Origin of the sequence: Ideonella sp. (genome assembly GCF_044358605.1) — a bacterium.
Classification (GTDB): domain Bacteria; phylum Pseudomonadota; class Gammaproteobacteria; order Burkholderiales; family Burkholderiaceae_C; genus Ideonella.
On the sequence record NZ_JBIKNQ010000010.1, the window covers coordinates 75,473 to 88,684 of the forward strand.

A 13,212-nucleotide genomic window follows, 5' to 3' on the forward strand; every position below is an offset into this window, starting at 1 on the left:
ACTCAAATGCGGCCCCAGGGCACCAGCTCCGCCGTTCCGCTGGCCTGGGTCTTGGTCGGGCTGATGGGCTATGCCAGCCTCTACCCCTTTGTGGGCTGGCGCTGGCCCGGTGGCGAGGGCTGGTCGTGGCTTGCGCTGCCCATGCCACCGTGGCGCGACCGCTTTGACATGTGGGCCAACCTGCTGGGCTATGTGCCGCTGGGGGCGCTGGTCTACGGCGCTGCCGTGCGCAGTGCCTGGCGACCCTTGCCGGGCGCGCTGTGGGCGGTGCTGCTGCCCTCGGCCCTGTCCTACACCTTGGAGGTGACCCAGCAGTTCCTGCCTGGGCGTTACCCCTCGCTGTTGGACTGGATGCTGAACAGCGCTGGCGCGGCTTTGGGCATGGTGTTGGCAGGTTTGGCTCAGTCCTTGGCCTGGGTAGACCACTGGCAAGCCGCCCGAGAGCGTTGGTTCATCCAACGCAGTGGCGGTGCCTTGGCCTTGATGGCGCTGTGGCCGGTGGGCTTGTTGTTCCCAACCCCTTTGCCTTTTGGTCTAGGCCCTGGGTGGGAAGGCATGCAAACGGCGCTGCTGCAAGGCTTGGCCGACGTGAGTTGGGCGGAGTCGGTGCGCAGCGCGGTGGCTGAGGTGCCGGTGCCCACTCAGCGCCTGCCCTTGCTGCTGGAGGGCTTGGGAGTGTCCCTGGGTTTGCTGGTGCCTTGTCTGTTGGCCTATTCCGTTACACCACCGAGTTGGCGACGCTTGGTGATGGTGCTGGGCGCCTTGGGCCTGGGGTTTGGCACGGCTACTTTGTCTGCCGCGATGAACTTTGGGCCTGAGCATGCTTTGGCTTGGATCGCGCCCGTGGTGGTGCGCGGAGCCTGGGTTGCGGCGGCGGTGGCGCTGATGTTGGTGTGGGTCAACCAGCGCCTGGCGGCCACGCTGGGTTTGCTGGCCTGCGCCATCATGCTGGCGCTGGTGGCGCAGGCGCCCGCCGACCCCTACTTTGCGCAGAGCCTGCAGGCGTGGGAGCAGGGGCGTTTCATTCGTTTTCATGGTCTGGCGCGTTGGGTGGGCTTGCTGTGGCCTTGGGCTTGCGCGCTTTGGTTGCTTGGGCGCATTGCCACGCGCTGGCGCTGAGATCAGGGTTTTCTCGGTCCCTGCCTACAATCCGGGCATGAGCTATTACAAGCACCACATCTTTTTTTGCCTCAACCAGCGCGAAAACGGCGACGCTAGTTGCGCCCAGCAAGGCGCCCAGGCGGCTTTTGACCATTGCAAGCAGAGCGTGAAGGCGGCGGGTTTGGCAGGCCCTGGCGGCGTTCGGGTCAACAAGGCCGGCTGCCTGGACCGCTGCGCCGGTGGGCCGGTGGCCGTGGTCTATCCGGACGAAACTTGGTACACCTTCGTGGATGCTGAAGACATCGACGAGGTCGTTGAGCGGCATTTGAAGGGCGGCGAGAAGGTCGAACGCTTGATGCTGGCGCCCACTGTGGGTCGCTGAGGCGCTGGGCCCATGAACGCGCACACACAACGTTTGCAGATGGCGGGGCCGGCGGGTGCTTTGGCGCTGGCCATTGATGAGCCCGCGCAGCCGCCCTGCGGCGTGGCTGTGGTCTGCCACCCGCATCCGCTGCACGGCGGCACGCTGGACAACAAGGTGGCGCAAACCTTGGCCCGCGCCTTTGTGCAACTGGGCTTTCGGGTGGTGCGCTTTAACTTTCGGGGTGTTGGTGGCTCCGAGGGCCACTGGGACGAAGGCCGTGGCGAGGTGGAGGATGCGCTGGCGGTGATCGCGGCGCATCGCCAAGCCGGTCAGCCCTTGGTGCTGGCGGGATTTTCCTTTGGCGCTTACGTGGCGTCTCAGGCCGCCCATCGCCTGAAGGACTCGCCAGACGCCGTGCAGCGCTTGGTGCTGGTCGGCCCGGCCACCTCCAATTTTGACGTGGCCCCTGTGGCCGCCAACACCTTGGTGATCCACGGTGAGGCCGACGAAGTCGTGCCCCTGTCGGCCACCTTGGCATGGGCCCGGCCCCAGGTCCACCCTGTGGTGGTGGTGCCGGGGGTAGGACATTTTTTCCATGGGCAGCTTGCTTTGCTCAAGTCGCTGGTGGTGGCGGCTTGGCAGCCCTGACATTGACAAAGGTTTGCCCCGCGCAGTCGTCGATGGGGCAGGCCTGATTTAGGTTCTCATGAAACTCATTCAATCCGTTCTTCTGCTGTCGTCACTAGCGCTCAGCTCGGTCGCCTTAGCTCAAGCGTCGCGTCCTCCTGTGGTTGCAGGGTCAGCGGCTGTGGCCCCCTTGGCGGCGCCACAAGCGCCGGAAGTCGCAGCCAAAGGCTTCTTGCTGGTGGACATGACCACCAACCAAGTACTGGCAGAGCGCAATGCCGATGCCGCCGCAGAGCCCGCCTCTTTGACCAAGCTGATGACCGCCTATGTGGTGTTCTCGGCCCTGCGTGACCGCAAGATCGCCCTAGACCAAAGGCTGCCCGTGTCCGAGCGCGCTTGGGCCGAGCGCAAAGGGGGCGGCTCTTTGATGTTCATCGACCCCAAGATGACCCCGACGGTGGACGAGTTGCTCAGGGGCATGATCGTGCAATCTGGCAATGACGCCTCGGTGGCGCTGGCCGAAGGCGTGTCTGGCTCGGTCGAAGGCTTTGTGGCCCTGATGAACAAACAGGCTGAAGCCTGGGGCCTGAAGAACACCAGCTTTAAAAATGTGACCGGCTTGACCGAGGCAGGCCACCGCAGCACGGCGCGCGAGCTGGCGGTGATTGCGCAGCGCATCATCCGCGACTTCCCAGATCGCTATGCCTACTATGCGATCAAAGACTACGCTTTCAACAACATCAAGCAGGACAACCGCAACTTGCTGCTGCGCCGCGACCCGACGGTCGATGGCATGAAGACAGGCTTTACCGAGGCGGCGGGCTATTGCTTGATCGCCTCGGCGCAGCGTGACTTCCCGAACGGCAAGCGCCGCTTGCTGTCGGTGGTGCTGGGGGCCGACTCCATGCAGTCTCGGGCCAACGAAAGCCAAAAGCTGCTGAACTGGGGCTACGCCACCTTTGACGCTGTGCGCTTGTTTGACGGCAGCAAGCCCGTGCAAACCGTGCCGGTCTGGAAGGGCTCGGCCAATGAGGTGGCCATCGGCGGCATGGAGGGCGCGGTGTTTGTGGCTGTGCCCAAGGGGGAGGCGGAACGCTTGAAGACCTCCATCGAGCGCATCGACCCCTTGCTCGCCCCCTTGGCCAAGGGGCAGCGCGTGGCCACCTTGAAAGTCACGACCGGATCGGGCGCCGTGGTGGCTGAGCTGCCTTTGGTCACGCAAGCGGCCGTGCCCGAGGCGGGTGCTTTTGGTCGTGCGTGGGATGCTATTCGGCTGTGGATCAAGTAAGGTCGGCTTTTGCACGCTGGAGACGCCTGTGACTGCTCTGCCTGACACCCTGTGTGACCTGAATGACGAGTTGCTGCCGCTGAACCAGGCCAAGATCTCGGTGCTGGACCGGGGTTTTCTGTTCGGCGATGGTGTGTACGAAGCCATGCCGGTCTATGGCCGCAAGCTATTCCGCTTTGACGAGCACATGGCCCGGCTGAGCCGCAGCTTAGCCAAGTTGCGCATCCCCAACCCGCTCGATCGCGATGGTTGGCAGGCGCGTGTGCGCCGATTGGTGGCGGCGCATCCCGCGGACGATCAGGTGGTTTACTTGCAAGTCACCCGCGGCGTAGCTCCACGCGACCATGTGATGCCGCCAGGCTTGATACCCACCGTGTTCATGATGAGCAACGCCATGAAGCCGGTGTCGGCAGAGCAGCGGCATCAGGGCGTGGCGTGCATCACCGCGCGTGACTTCCGATGGGAGCGCGGTGACATCAAGAGCATCTCCTTGCTGGGCAATGTGTTGGCGCGCCAGCTCTCGGCCGATGCTGACGCGGCCGAGACGATTCTGCTGCGCGAAGGTGCAGCCGGTGGGCCTTGGTTGACCGAGGGATCCTCGTGCAATGTCTGGGTCGTGCATGAAGGTGCATTGCTGGGCCCGGTGATGGACGCCCACGTGCTCGAAGGCATCCGAGTGGGCCTGCTGCGCGAGCTGTGTGAAGAGCTGAACCTGCCCTTCAACTTGCGACCCTTGAGTGAGTCGGACTTGCGCACAGCGGACGAGATCCTGCTGTCCTCGACCGGCAAAGAGGTCTTGGCCGTCACCCGCCTCGATGGTGAGGCCGTGGGCCATGGGGCCTTGCGGGGCAAGCCCGGCCCGGTTTATGCCCGGCTGTATGAAGCCTACCAACAGGCCAAACGCGAACAATCGATTTGATATGCCAGACATTCCACCCGAGCAATCGCTCATCGAGTACCCGTCCGCTTTTCCCATCAAGGTGATGGGCCAGCATGTGGCCGGCTTTGTGGAGGCCATGGTGCATGTGGCGCAGCAGTTCGACCAGAGCTTTGACCCCGCCACTGTGGAGCAGCGCCCCAGCAAGGCGGGCAACTACCTGGGCGTGACGCTGACCATCACCGCCACCAGCCGTGAGCAACTCGATGAGATGTACCGAACGCTCAGCTCCCACCCGATGGTGAAGGTGGTGCTGTAGGCGCTTCCTGCGCCGCCAGCTCGACCAGCTTGGCGGGGGCGGCTTCGTCGCCTTGTCGGGCGGCTTGTTCGTACCAATAGCGCGCCAGGCGCAGGTCTTGCGACACGCCGTCACCGCGCTCATAGAGCGAGGCCAAGATGTACTGTCCGCCCACATCACCGGCTGTGGCGGCCTTGCGGTACCAGTGGGCCGCTTGCGCGCTGTCTGCGGCAGTGCCTCGGCCCATCAGGTAGGCGGTGGCCGCCGCCATCTGGCCGTCCACACTGCCGGCTTCGGCGGCCTTCAAGTACCACTGCAAGGCGCGCTGGCGCTGGCCGCCACGTTGTGGGCTGTCAAACCACTCACCCAAAGCGAACATGGCCGTGACAAAGCCGCATTCGGCGGCGCGCTCAAAGCCTTGTTGCGCCGCTTTCGCGGAGGCGGGGCGGGCCTCGGCGCGGGCATGCATGACGGCCAAGTTGTACTGCGCTGCAGCATGCCCTTTTCGGGCCAAAGCTTCGAACTTGTGCTGAGCTTGCGGCCATCGGCCTTCCACATAGTCGAACAAGGCTGCTGCAAAGGCCCGGTCTTGGCCAGTGGGCGAGTCGGGCGCCGAGGCCGCCAAGCATGTCGGACCGGCCAACGCAGGCAGTGCGGTGAAGCCACTCAGCGTCAACAGAGCGGCCGCGCTAGGGCCTCGCAGAAGGCGGGCCAGCAGGGAGGCAGGAGGCATGGTGGGCTTTCTTCAGGGCTTTCGCGGGTCAGGGACAATGGCGGGATGAGTACGCTGGTTCAGGCAGGCGCGCATCCCGCGCCTTGGTTTCGTCGCGATGGGGGGCTGCAAGCTTACGCCGAGGTGTTTGAGCGCATGCGCGCTTTCACCGAAGCCCGCACCGCCGACACGCCCGATGAGTTGTGGCTGGTGGAGCACCCACCGGTGTTCACCCAAGGCCTGGCGGGCAAGGCCGAGCATGTGCTGCTGGCCGGAGATATTCCGGTGGTGCAAAGCAACCGCGGCGGGCAAGTGACTTATCACGGCCCCGGTCAGGTGGTGGCTTACCCGCTGGTGGACCTGCGCCGGCTTGGCATTTACGTCAAGGAGTACGTCTTTCGCCTGGAGGCCGCACTGATCCAGACCCTGGAGATTTTTGGGGTCGTGGGCTTTCGGGTGCCGAGTGCGCCGGGGGTGTATGTGAACCTGGCTGACCCGTTTAACCTGGGCTTGCCCGCCGGGCCCAGGCAAGATGTCTTTGAAGGCTTGGGCAAGATCGCAGCCCTGGGCATCAAGGTCAGCAACCACTGCACTTACCATGGCCTGTCGCTGAACGTGGCCATGGACTTGGAGCCCTTTGTGCGCATCAACCCATGTGGCTATGCGGGGCTGAAAACAGTGGACCTCGCTACACTGGGCGTCCGCGCTGAGCCGCAGGCCGTTGCCGATGTGCTGGCTGAGCGGCTGGGTCATCATCTGGGCCACTCGTCAAACCCTGTGCCCTTCGCCTTTTAAGAGAGCCTTGTTCATGGCCACCGAGAACGTCACCCACCAAGCCAAGACTGGCGCCGATTACGACGCCACTGCCAAGCAGAAGGCCCAGGCCAAGACCGCGCGGATTCCCATCAAGATCGTTCCGGCCGAAACGCTGAAGAAGCCAGACTGGATTCGTGTCAAAGCGGGGTCGCCCACCACGCGCTTCTACGAGATCAAGAACATCCTGCGTGAGCACAAGCTGCACACCGTATGTGAAGAAGCATCGTGCCCGAATATCGGCGAGTGCTTTGGTAAAGGCACGGCCACCTTCATGATCATGGGCGACAAGTGCACCCGGCGCTGCCCTTTCTGCGATGTGGGCCACGGCCGCCCAGACCCGCTGGATGTGGATGAGCCGGCCAATTTGGCCAAGACCATTGCGGCGCTGAAGCTGAAGTACGTGGTGATCACCAGCGTGGACCGCGATGACCTGCGCGATGGCGGGGCCGATCACTACGCCCAGTGCATCGGTGCGGTGCGCGAGCAATCGCCCGAGACACGCATTGAAGTGCTGGTGCCGGACTTCCGAGGCCGCCTGGAGAAGGCCTTGGCCATTCTCAAGTCAGCGCCGCCGGATGTGATGAACCACAACCTCGAGACCGTGCCGCGGCTCTACAAAGAAGCGCGACCCGGATCGGATTACCAATTCAGCTTGACGCTGTTGAAGCGCTTCAAGGAAGAGGTGCCCGGCGTGCCCACCAAGAGCGGCCTGATGGTGGGCTTGGGCGAAACCGATGAAGAAATCTTGGCGGTGATGGCCGACATGCGGGCCCACAACATCGACATGTTAACCATCGGCCAGTACCTGGCCCCCTCCGGCCACCACCTGCCGGTGCGCCGCTATGTGCACCCCGACACCTTCAAGATGTTTGAGGCCAAGGCCGCAGAGATGGGCTTCAGCCACGCGGCGGTGGGCGCCATGGTGCGCTCCAGCTATCACGCCGACCAACAAGCGGCGCACGCGGGCGTGGCCTGATCGAAGGAGCGGGCGGCTTAGGCCGCCAGCAGCGCTTCGATCTGCTTGTGCAGGGCCTCAAAGTCAGGTGGGCCTACATAGCGTTTGACGATGCGGCCTTGCCGGTCGATCAAGATGCTGGTGGGCGTCAGGCGCACATCGCCAAAGGCTTTGGCGACGGCGCCGCTGGTATCCATGGCGACATGAAACGGCAATTGGCGGGTTTCGGCAAAGTTGCTGACAAAAGCCGGTGTGTCGTAGCTCATCGCCACGGCGTAGGTCTGATAGCCCTGGCTCTTGTACTTTTCAAAGGTGCTCACCAACTCGGGCATTTCTTTGACGCAAGAGGTGCAGCTGGTGGCCCAGAAGTTCACCAGGGTCACTTTGCCCTTTTGGGCTGAAACGGCGTGGCTGCTGCCGTCCAGCAACGTGATTGCGACATCCGGCGCGGATTCACGCGAGGAGCAGCCCGACAGGGCCAAGCTGCCCACGCAGGCGGTTGCCAGCAGGCTGGCGCAGGAGGCAAGATGACGACGACGATCCATGGAGGACTCCCAATGAAGCGACGGAAGTTTACGGCAGGCACTTTGGCAGCGCTGGGGGTGGGACTTTCCACTCCCCAAGCGCAGGCCTTTCAGTTGAGCAATGCAGATGCCTCCGCAGGCGTGAAAGCCGCCTTGGAGCGTGGCGCGGTGGCGGCCGTGGGGCTGTTGGGACAAACCGATGGCTTTCTGGGCAACCCCCAAGTGCGCATTCCCCTGCCAGGCTTTTTGAACGATGCCGCCAAGGTGCTGAAGTACACCGGCCAGCAAAAGCGCGTGGATGAACTGGTGACCGCGATGAACCGGGCCGCCGAAGCGGCCGTGCCACAGGCCAAGGAATTGTTGGTCAATGCGGCTAAGAGCATGTCGGTCCAAGACGCGGCGCGCATCGTGCAAGGTGGCGAGACCTCGGTGACGCAGTTCTTCACCGAGCGGACCCGGGCTGCATTAACTGAGCGCTTTTTGCCCATCGTGACCAAAGCCACCGAGCAAGTGGCATTGGCCGACAAGTACAACGCCGTGGCCGGCAAGGCCTCGGGCTTGGGGCTGGTGAAGAAGGAAGACACCAATATCCAAGCTTATGTGACGCGGAAGTCCCTGGACGGGCTCTACTTCATGATCGGCGAGGAAGAAAAGAAGATTCGCCGCGACCCGGTAGGGACCGGCAGCGATATCTTGCGCAAGGTGTTTGGCGGCTGAGTTGCCGCGCTGCAGCCCGTAGAGCCGGGCGACCTGCGCCCAGCGCTATAGCGTTACATACTGCGTGACAGCTCGTAGATCAGTGCTGAGGGCAGGGACTGCAGCACGGTGTCGCGGCCAATGACGGCATGGCGACGGCCGTTTTCACCACTCAGGGCGAAGCGGCTGCCTTCTTCGGCAATCTCGATGAAGACGAAGTTGGGGAAGTCGTGCGAGAGCCCGCTGCGCAGGCGCTCAAAACGCTGCCCCGCCGAGGCCGATTCGTAAATGATGGCGTGCGGCAGGGTATCGCGGCAGTATTCTTCGGCCTCATCGACCGAGCTGACGAAGTCCAGCACCAAGCCCATGTGACGGATGGCATCGCGCACTTCGGTGCGCAGTTCACGTCGTGCAGCCAGCACCAACACTTGGCTGCCGGCCAAGGGCTTTGAGTTCTCGGACACACCAAAATCCGGCTCGACCTCGGTCAGGGCAATCCCCTCGACTTTGTCTTGTACGGTTCGAGGGAATTCGATCAAGACCGAGCTTGTCTCGGTGGTGTCCACGCGGTCAATCACCAAACCCAGTGTCCAGCAAATCTGCTGCACCAAGCGCCAAGTCATAGAGTCCAGGCCGGGCGTGGCGTCATGGCGCGCCACCACATCAGCGGGCGCTTCACCGCTGGCCTTGAGCAAGAACTGGCAGAACAAGCGGGCGTGGGCCGGCCAGGGCTTGAGGTCGATGCGGAACTCGATCTGCTCGCGGGCATGCTCCAGAGCCCAATCCATGATGGACTGAACCAAGGTGTGGAGCAGGGTGGGGTCCACAATGACTTCGGCGGGCCGCAGCGCCTGGCGCACTTCAATGCCACGCGCGGTGGCTTCTCGGCCACGCTGCACCAAGACATCTCGAACTACTTGGGTCAGCGTGATCTGCTCGGCGTTTTGACGAATGCGTCCGGAGGCAAAGCGGGCCAGTTGCTGGCCAATCATGCCCACGCGGCGAGCTTGCTCAATTTCTTCGCGCAGTGCCCGCAAGCCCGCTCGGTCGATCTTGCCCGTGGTGGCCAGAATCGTCACCCGCTCCAGAGCGCTGGACAAAGATTGAGCAATGTCACTGCCTACTTGGCCAATCAACTCGCGCCAGTGCTCGTCACTGGAGGTTTGGATCAGCGGCGATGCGGTGTGCGGTGGCTCTAGCTGAGGGGGGAGGACTGCAGTCATGATGAACCTAGACTTCGGGTTAACCCGGCGTCGGGTCTTAAGATATTGACACGATTGGCTACATTTGTGGGCGACTGTTCGTGTTGCTGGCGACAATGCTGTGAGAAATTGCCCGGTGAATCATGCCGGCTGGAGCTCAAGGTGCACATCCTCCTCATCAGGGAGGTACTACCCTCGAAGTGGGGATAATCCACCCATGACCCGATCCGCATGGCGCTACTACCTGCGTTTTTACTGCGCACGCAATGTGCTTGCCCTTGTGGGGTTGATCTGTGCGGCTGGCTTGGTCGCCTGCGCGCCAGCCTTGAACTGGCGAGAGGTTCGCAGCAGTCAGACGGGGGTAGTGGCGAGCTTTCCTTGCAAGCCAGACCTGCATGTGCGGCAGGTGAGTTTGGAAGGCCTGAGCGGGGTTCGTCTACCGATGACCTTGCGGGCTTGTGATGTGGACGGTCTGACCTTCGCGATGACGGAGGTGGACGTGAAAGACCCTGCGCACGTACCTGTGGTCATGAAGAATTTGCTGCTGGGCTATGCCAGCAATGTGGGGGCCGCTCCTGGCTCTTCCGCCCGTCAAGACTGGGCGGTGAAAGGCATGACGCCTCAGCCCGACGCGGGGCGGTGGCGGTTTGGCGGTGCCATGCCTTCTGGCCAATCGGTTCAAACCGAAACCGGCTTGGTGTCTCGGGGGACGATGATTGTTCAAGTCAACGTCAGTGGGCCAACAGTCCCTCCCGACGCAGCCAAGCAGTTTTTTGAGAGTTTTCTCTTTCAGGCGCCTTGAGGTGTCTATTGGCCTGTACTTGCTCAGAAGTTGGCAGATACTTCCCACATGACCGCTATCTTGATCATGGCCCACGCGCCGCTGGCCAGTGCACTCCGAGATGTGGCTGCCCATGTGCTGCCTGAAGCTGCGCGTGAGTTGCTGGTGCTGGATGTATTGCCCAGCTGGGATGGTCCAGCCGTTGGAGCTGCCGCTCAGGCAGTGCTGGCCAAATCCCGTGGCACCCCGCTCCTGATCCTGACCGATGTCTTTGGTGCAACGCCGTGCAATGCCGCCCAGCGTCTAGCAGATGGGCAGAATGTCCGAGTGGTGACGGGTGTGAATGTCGCCATGTTGTGGCGTGCGCTGAGCTATACGCACGAGCCTTTGGAGGCGCTTGTCGCCAGAGCGGTCTCGGGCGGTACGCAAGGCGTTCTTCAGCTTGCGCCTCAAGGTCCCCAATTTCAAACCCAGAAACCACCACGCCATGATCAAGAGCACGTTGACCATCAGCAATAAGCTGGGCTTGCATGCCCGGGCTTCGGCCAAGCTGACAAAGCTGGCAGGCAGTTTTCAGTCCGAAGTGTTCATGACGCGAAATGGCAGGCGTGTTAATGCCAAGAGCATCATGGGCGTGATGATGCTGGCAGCTGGCATGGGCTCCGAAGTCGAGTTGGAGACAGATGGGGCTGATGAGCAACAGGCCCAGGAGGCCATCACCAACTTGGTCAATGACAAGTTTGGCGAGGGTCAATGAGGCCCTAGCGTGCTTGGGTAAGCCGCGCACGGCCTGAGTGCAACTGCTACATTGAGTCCATGAGCATTCAAGTGTTTGGCCTGCCGGTGTCCCGCGGGGTTGCCATTGGTCGCGCGGTACTGGTTGCGTCCAGCCGCGTGGATGTCGCCCACTATTTCATTGATCCGACTCAGGTACTAGACGAGATTGCGCGCCTACGCCGAGCGCGTGACGAGGTCGCCGAAGAGTTGGTGGCCTTGAAGCTGGAGGTCCCGGAGGAGGCTCACGCGGAGTTGGTGGCGCTGCTTGATGTGCACCTCATGCTGCTGCATGACGAGATGCTCGCAGATGCCACTAAGCAGTGGATTCTTGAGCGGCATTACAACGCCGAGTGGGCGATGTCGGCCCAGTTGGAGGTTCTCGCACGTCAGTTTGACGAGATGGAGGACGACTATCTGCGTGAGCGCAAGGCAGACTTAGAGCAGGTGGTCGAGCGGGTGCTCAAAGCCCTGATGCGCACCAGCAGGCGGACTCGCGGTGAGGAACCGAGCGCACCTGTCGCGCCCCGCGACTTCGGCGGAGATGATCAACTGATCTTGGTGGCCAACGACATCGCGCCGGCGGACATGCTGCAGTTCAAGCGCGGTGTGTTCACGGGCTTCGTCACCGATGTGGGCGGGCGTACCTCGCATACGGCCATCGTGGCCCGCAGCATGGACATCCCGGCGGTGGTGGGTGCACGCGAGGCCAGCCGCATCGTGCGCCAGGATGATTGGGTCATCATTGATGGTGATGCCGGGGTGATGATCGTCAATCCTTCTGCCATCGTGCTGGAGGAATACCGCTTCAGGCAGCGGCAGATCGAGCTGGAGCGGGCGCGGCTGCACCGTCTGCGCAATACGCCGGCCGTCACGCTGGACGGCGAGCGGGTCGAGTTGTTGGCCAATATTGAACTGCCTGCAGACGCCGCTGCCGCCCTGGAGGCGGGCGCGGTGGGGGTGGGTTTGTTCCGCAGCGAATTTTTGTTCATGAATCGCCAAGGGCACCTGCCGGGCGAGGAGGAGCAGTTCCTCTCCTATAAAGCGGCGGTCGAGGCCCTCAAGGGCCTGCCCGTCACCATCCGCACGGTGGACATCGGTGCCGACAAGCCCCTGGACAGAATGTCTACCCATGAGCTCCGCCATGAGCACACGCTGAATCCTGCGCTGGGCTTGCGGGCCATTCGCTGGAGCTTGGCTGAGCCTGATATGTTCGCGCAGCAGCTGCGCGCACTGCTGCGTGCCAGCGCGTTCGGCAAGGTTCGGGTGCTGATCCCGATGGTGGCGCATCTCTCGGAGGTGGCTCAGATCCGTGCAGGCCTGGAGGCGGCGAAGCAGCAACTCCAACAACGCGGGCAAGCCTTCAGCGATGTGGAGCTGGGGGCCATGATTGAGATCCCAGCCGCTGCATTGATGATTCGCTCCTTGCTGCCGCACTTCGACTTTTTCTCCATCGGCACCAACGATCTCATCCAATACACCTTGGCCATTGATCGTGCCGATGAGGCAGTCGCGCATCTCTATGATCCGTGGCATCCAGCGGTCTTGCGTCTGATTGAGCAAACCATCACCGTGGCCACGGCGGCGGGCAAGAGCGTCAGCGTGTGTGGAGAAATGGCCGGAGATCCTGCGTTTACCGAAGTCCTTCTGGCCATGGGGTTGCGGAGCTTCTCTATGCACCCCGCTCAAATCAGCGCCATCAAGCAGCGTGTCCTGCGGGCAGACACCAAGCACTTCGCGGCGCTGCTCAACAATGCTATGGCGGCAGACGACCCGCAAGCCGCCTGGCGAAACGCTGCGGGCCAGCGGTAACGGGCGCAAAAACAGAGAAAACAAAATAGCTGCTTGCGCGGCTCGCAAAATCAGTGCTATAGTCGAGGGCTTCGCTGATGACACGGCTTTGCGGCAAGCAAAGCAAGCGCCACCAGTGAACAAGAGGGCGGCAAGCAAGTGAATATCACCGCAAGCCGCAAGCGATAAAAGCCTAGTGCTTGACAGGGTTTTTAAAACAAGCCATAATCGCTCCTCTTTGCTGATGACAACAAGTCAACAGCAACGCGACGAAAGTCGAAGCTCTTTAAAAACTAACAGCCGATAAGCGTGGGCGTTAAGAGGCGAGTGCCAAGTGTCTTAGGACACATGGTCGCAAGACCTTAATGCTCATGGAAGTGAAGTTCACTTCAATTCTTTGAGCGAA

16 protein-coding genes are annotated in these 13,212 nt (G+C 62.3%); 13 read left to right on the plus strand and 3 right to left on the minus strand.

Going from position 1 to position 13,212, the window contains the following annotated elements; genetic code table 11:
- Window positions 1-6: 6 nt before the first annotated feature.
- Genes ACIQ3Q_RS05710 through ACIQ3Q_RS05735 form a run of 6 tightly spaced genes read left to right on the plus strand, consistent with a single transcriptional unit; the run spans window position 7 to window position 4,576 of the window.
- Window positions 7-1,119, plus strand: coding sequence for a VanZ family protein (locus ACIQ3Q_RS05710; protein ID WP_396268044.1), 1,113 nt, complete (start codon window positions 7-9; stop codon window positions 1,117-1,119).
- A 37-nt stretch (window positions 1,120-1,156) separates the two neighbouring features.
- Window positions 1,157-1,483 (plus strand): (2Fe-2S) ferredoxin domain-containing protein, encoded by a 327-nt coding sequence (locus ACIQ3Q_RS05715; protein ID WP_396268045.1) that lies wholly within the window; start codon window positions 1,157-1,159, stop codon window positions 1,481-1,483.
- 12 nt (window positions 1,484-1,495) lie between these two features.
- Window positions 1,496-2,113, plus strand: coding sequence for an alpha/beta hydrolase (locus ACIQ3Q_RS05720; RefSeq protein ID WP_396268046.1), 618 nt, complete (start codon window positions 1,496-1,498; stop codon window positions 2,111-2,113).
- A gap of 58 nt (window positions 2,114-2,171) precedes the next feature.
- Window positions 2,172-3,380, plus strand: a complete 1,209-nt coding sequence (locus ACIQ3Q_RS05725) for a D-alanyl-D-alanine carboxypeptidase family protein (RefSeq protein ID WP_396268047.1) — start codon at window positions 2,172-2,174, stop codon at window positions 3,378-3,380.
- Window positions 3,355-4,299 carry a D-amino acid aminotransferase gene (locus ACIQ3Q_RS05730; RefSeq protein WP_396268048.1) on the plus strand — a complete coding sequence of 315 codons (945 nt, stop codon included), beginning with the start codon at window positions 3,355-3,357 and terminating at the stop codon, window positions 4,297-4,299. The genes ACIQ3Q_RS05725 and ACIQ3Q_RS05730 overlap by 26 nt, the downstream gene beginning before the upstream one ends.
- A gap of 1 nt (window position 4,300) precedes the next feature.
- Window positions 4,301-4,576 (plus strand): DUF493 family protein, encoded by a 276-nt coding sequence (locus ACIQ3Q_RS05735; RefSeq protein WP_396268049.1) that lies wholly within the window; start codon window positions 4,301-4,303, stop codon window positions 4,574-4,576.
- On the opposite strand, the gene ACIQ3Q_RS05740 is transcribed toward ACIQ3Q_RS05735, so the two are convergent.
- The gene (locus tag ACIQ3Q_RS05740) at window positions 4,542-5,288 is read right to left on the minus strand and encodes a tetratricopeptide repeat protein (protein WP_396268050.1); all 747 of its coding nucleotides are present in this window, start codon (window positions 5,286-5,288) and stop codon (window positions 4,542-4,544) included. The two genes, ACIQ3Q_RS05735 and ACIQ3Q_RS05740, sit on opposite strands and share 35 nt — an antisense overlap.
- Window positions 5,289-5,333: 45 nt before the next feature.
- Between ACIQ3Q_RS05740 and lipB the strand changes: the two genes are divergently transcribed.
- Window positions 5,334-6,062, plus strand: a complete 729-nt coding sequence (lipB, locus tag ACIQ3Q_RS05745; RefSeq protein WP_396268051.1) for a lipoyl(octanoyl) transferase LipB — start codon at window positions 5,334-5,336, stop codon at window positions 6,060-6,062.
- 13 nt (window positions 6,063-6,075) lie between these two features.
- Window positions 6,076-7,059 carry a lipoyl synthase gene (gene lipA / locus ACIQ3Q_RS05750; protein WP_396268061.1) on the plus strand — a complete coding sequence of 328 codons (984 nt, stop codon included), beginning with the start codon at window positions 6,076-6,078 and terminating at the stop codon, window positions 7,057-7,059.
- Between the two features lie 17 nt (window positions 7,060-7,076).
- Here the strand turns inward: lipA and ACIQ3Q_RS05755 are convergent, their stop codons facing one another.
- The gene (locus tag ACIQ3Q_RS05755; protein WP_396268052.1) at window positions 7,077-7,583 is read right to left on the minus strand and encodes a peroxiredoxin family protein; all 507 of its coding nucleotides are present in this window, start codon (window positions 7,581-7,583) and stop codon (window positions 7,077-7,079) included.
- Window positions 7,584-7,595: 12 nt separating this feature from the next.
- Between ACIQ3Q_RS05755 and ACIQ3Q_RS05760 the strand changes: the two genes are divergently transcribed.
- Window positions 7,596-8,279: a DUF4197 domain-containing protein gene (locus tag ACIQ3Q_RS05760; RefSeq protein ID WP_396268053.1), complete on the plus strand. Its 684-nt coding sequence runs from the start codon at window positions 7,596-7,598 to the stop codon at window positions 8,277-8,279.
- Window positions 8,280-8,332: 53 nt separating this feature from the next.
- Here ACIQ3Q_RS05760 and ACIQ3Q_RS05765 read toward each other — a convergent pair whose 3' ends face one another.
- Window positions 8,333-9,481 (minus strand): hypothetical protein, encoded by a 1,149-nt coding sequence (locus ACIQ3Q_RS05765; RefSeq protein WP_396268054.1) that lies wholly within the window; start codon window positions 9,479-9,481, stop codon window positions 8,333-8,335.
- A gap of 196 nt (window positions 9,482-9,677) precedes the next feature.
- On the opposite strand from ACIQ3Q_RS05765, the gene ACIQ3Q_RS05770 reads away from it, so the two are divergent.
- From ACIQ3Q_RS05770 to ptsP, 4 genes are read left to right on the plus strand one after another with little or no spacing between them, the layout of a single operon-like run.
- Window positions 9,678-10,262 carry a hypothetical protein gene (locus tag ACIQ3Q_RS05770; protein WP_396268055.1) on the plus strand — a complete coding sequence of 195 codons (585 nt, stop codon included), beginning with the start codon at window positions 9,678-9,680 and terminating at the stop codon, window positions 10,260-10,262.
- A gap of 48 nt (window positions 10,263-10,310) precedes the next feature.
- A complete protein-coding gene (locus tag ACIQ3Q_RS05775; protein ID WP_396268056.1) occupies window positions 10,311-10,760 on the plus strand; it encodes a PTS sugar transporter subunit IIA in 450 nt (149 codons plus the stop codon).
- Entirely contained in the window at window positions 10,729-10,998 is a 270-nt protein-coding gene (locus ACIQ3Q_RS05780; RefSeq protein WP_396268057.1) for an HPr family phosphocarrier protein, read from the plus strand. The genes ACIQ3Q_RS05775 and ACIQ3Q_RS05780 overlap by 32 nt, the downstream gene beginning before the upstream one ends.
- A 59-nt stretch (window positions 10,999-11,057) precedes the next feature.
- Window positions 11,058-12,827, plus strand: a complete 1,770-nt coding sequence (gene ptsP / locus ACIQ3Q_RS05785; protein ID WP_396268058.1) for a phosphoenolpyruvate--protein phosphotransferase — start codon at window positions 11,058-11,060, stop codon at window positions 12,825-12,827.
- Window positions 12,828-13,212: the final 385 nt, after the last annotated feature.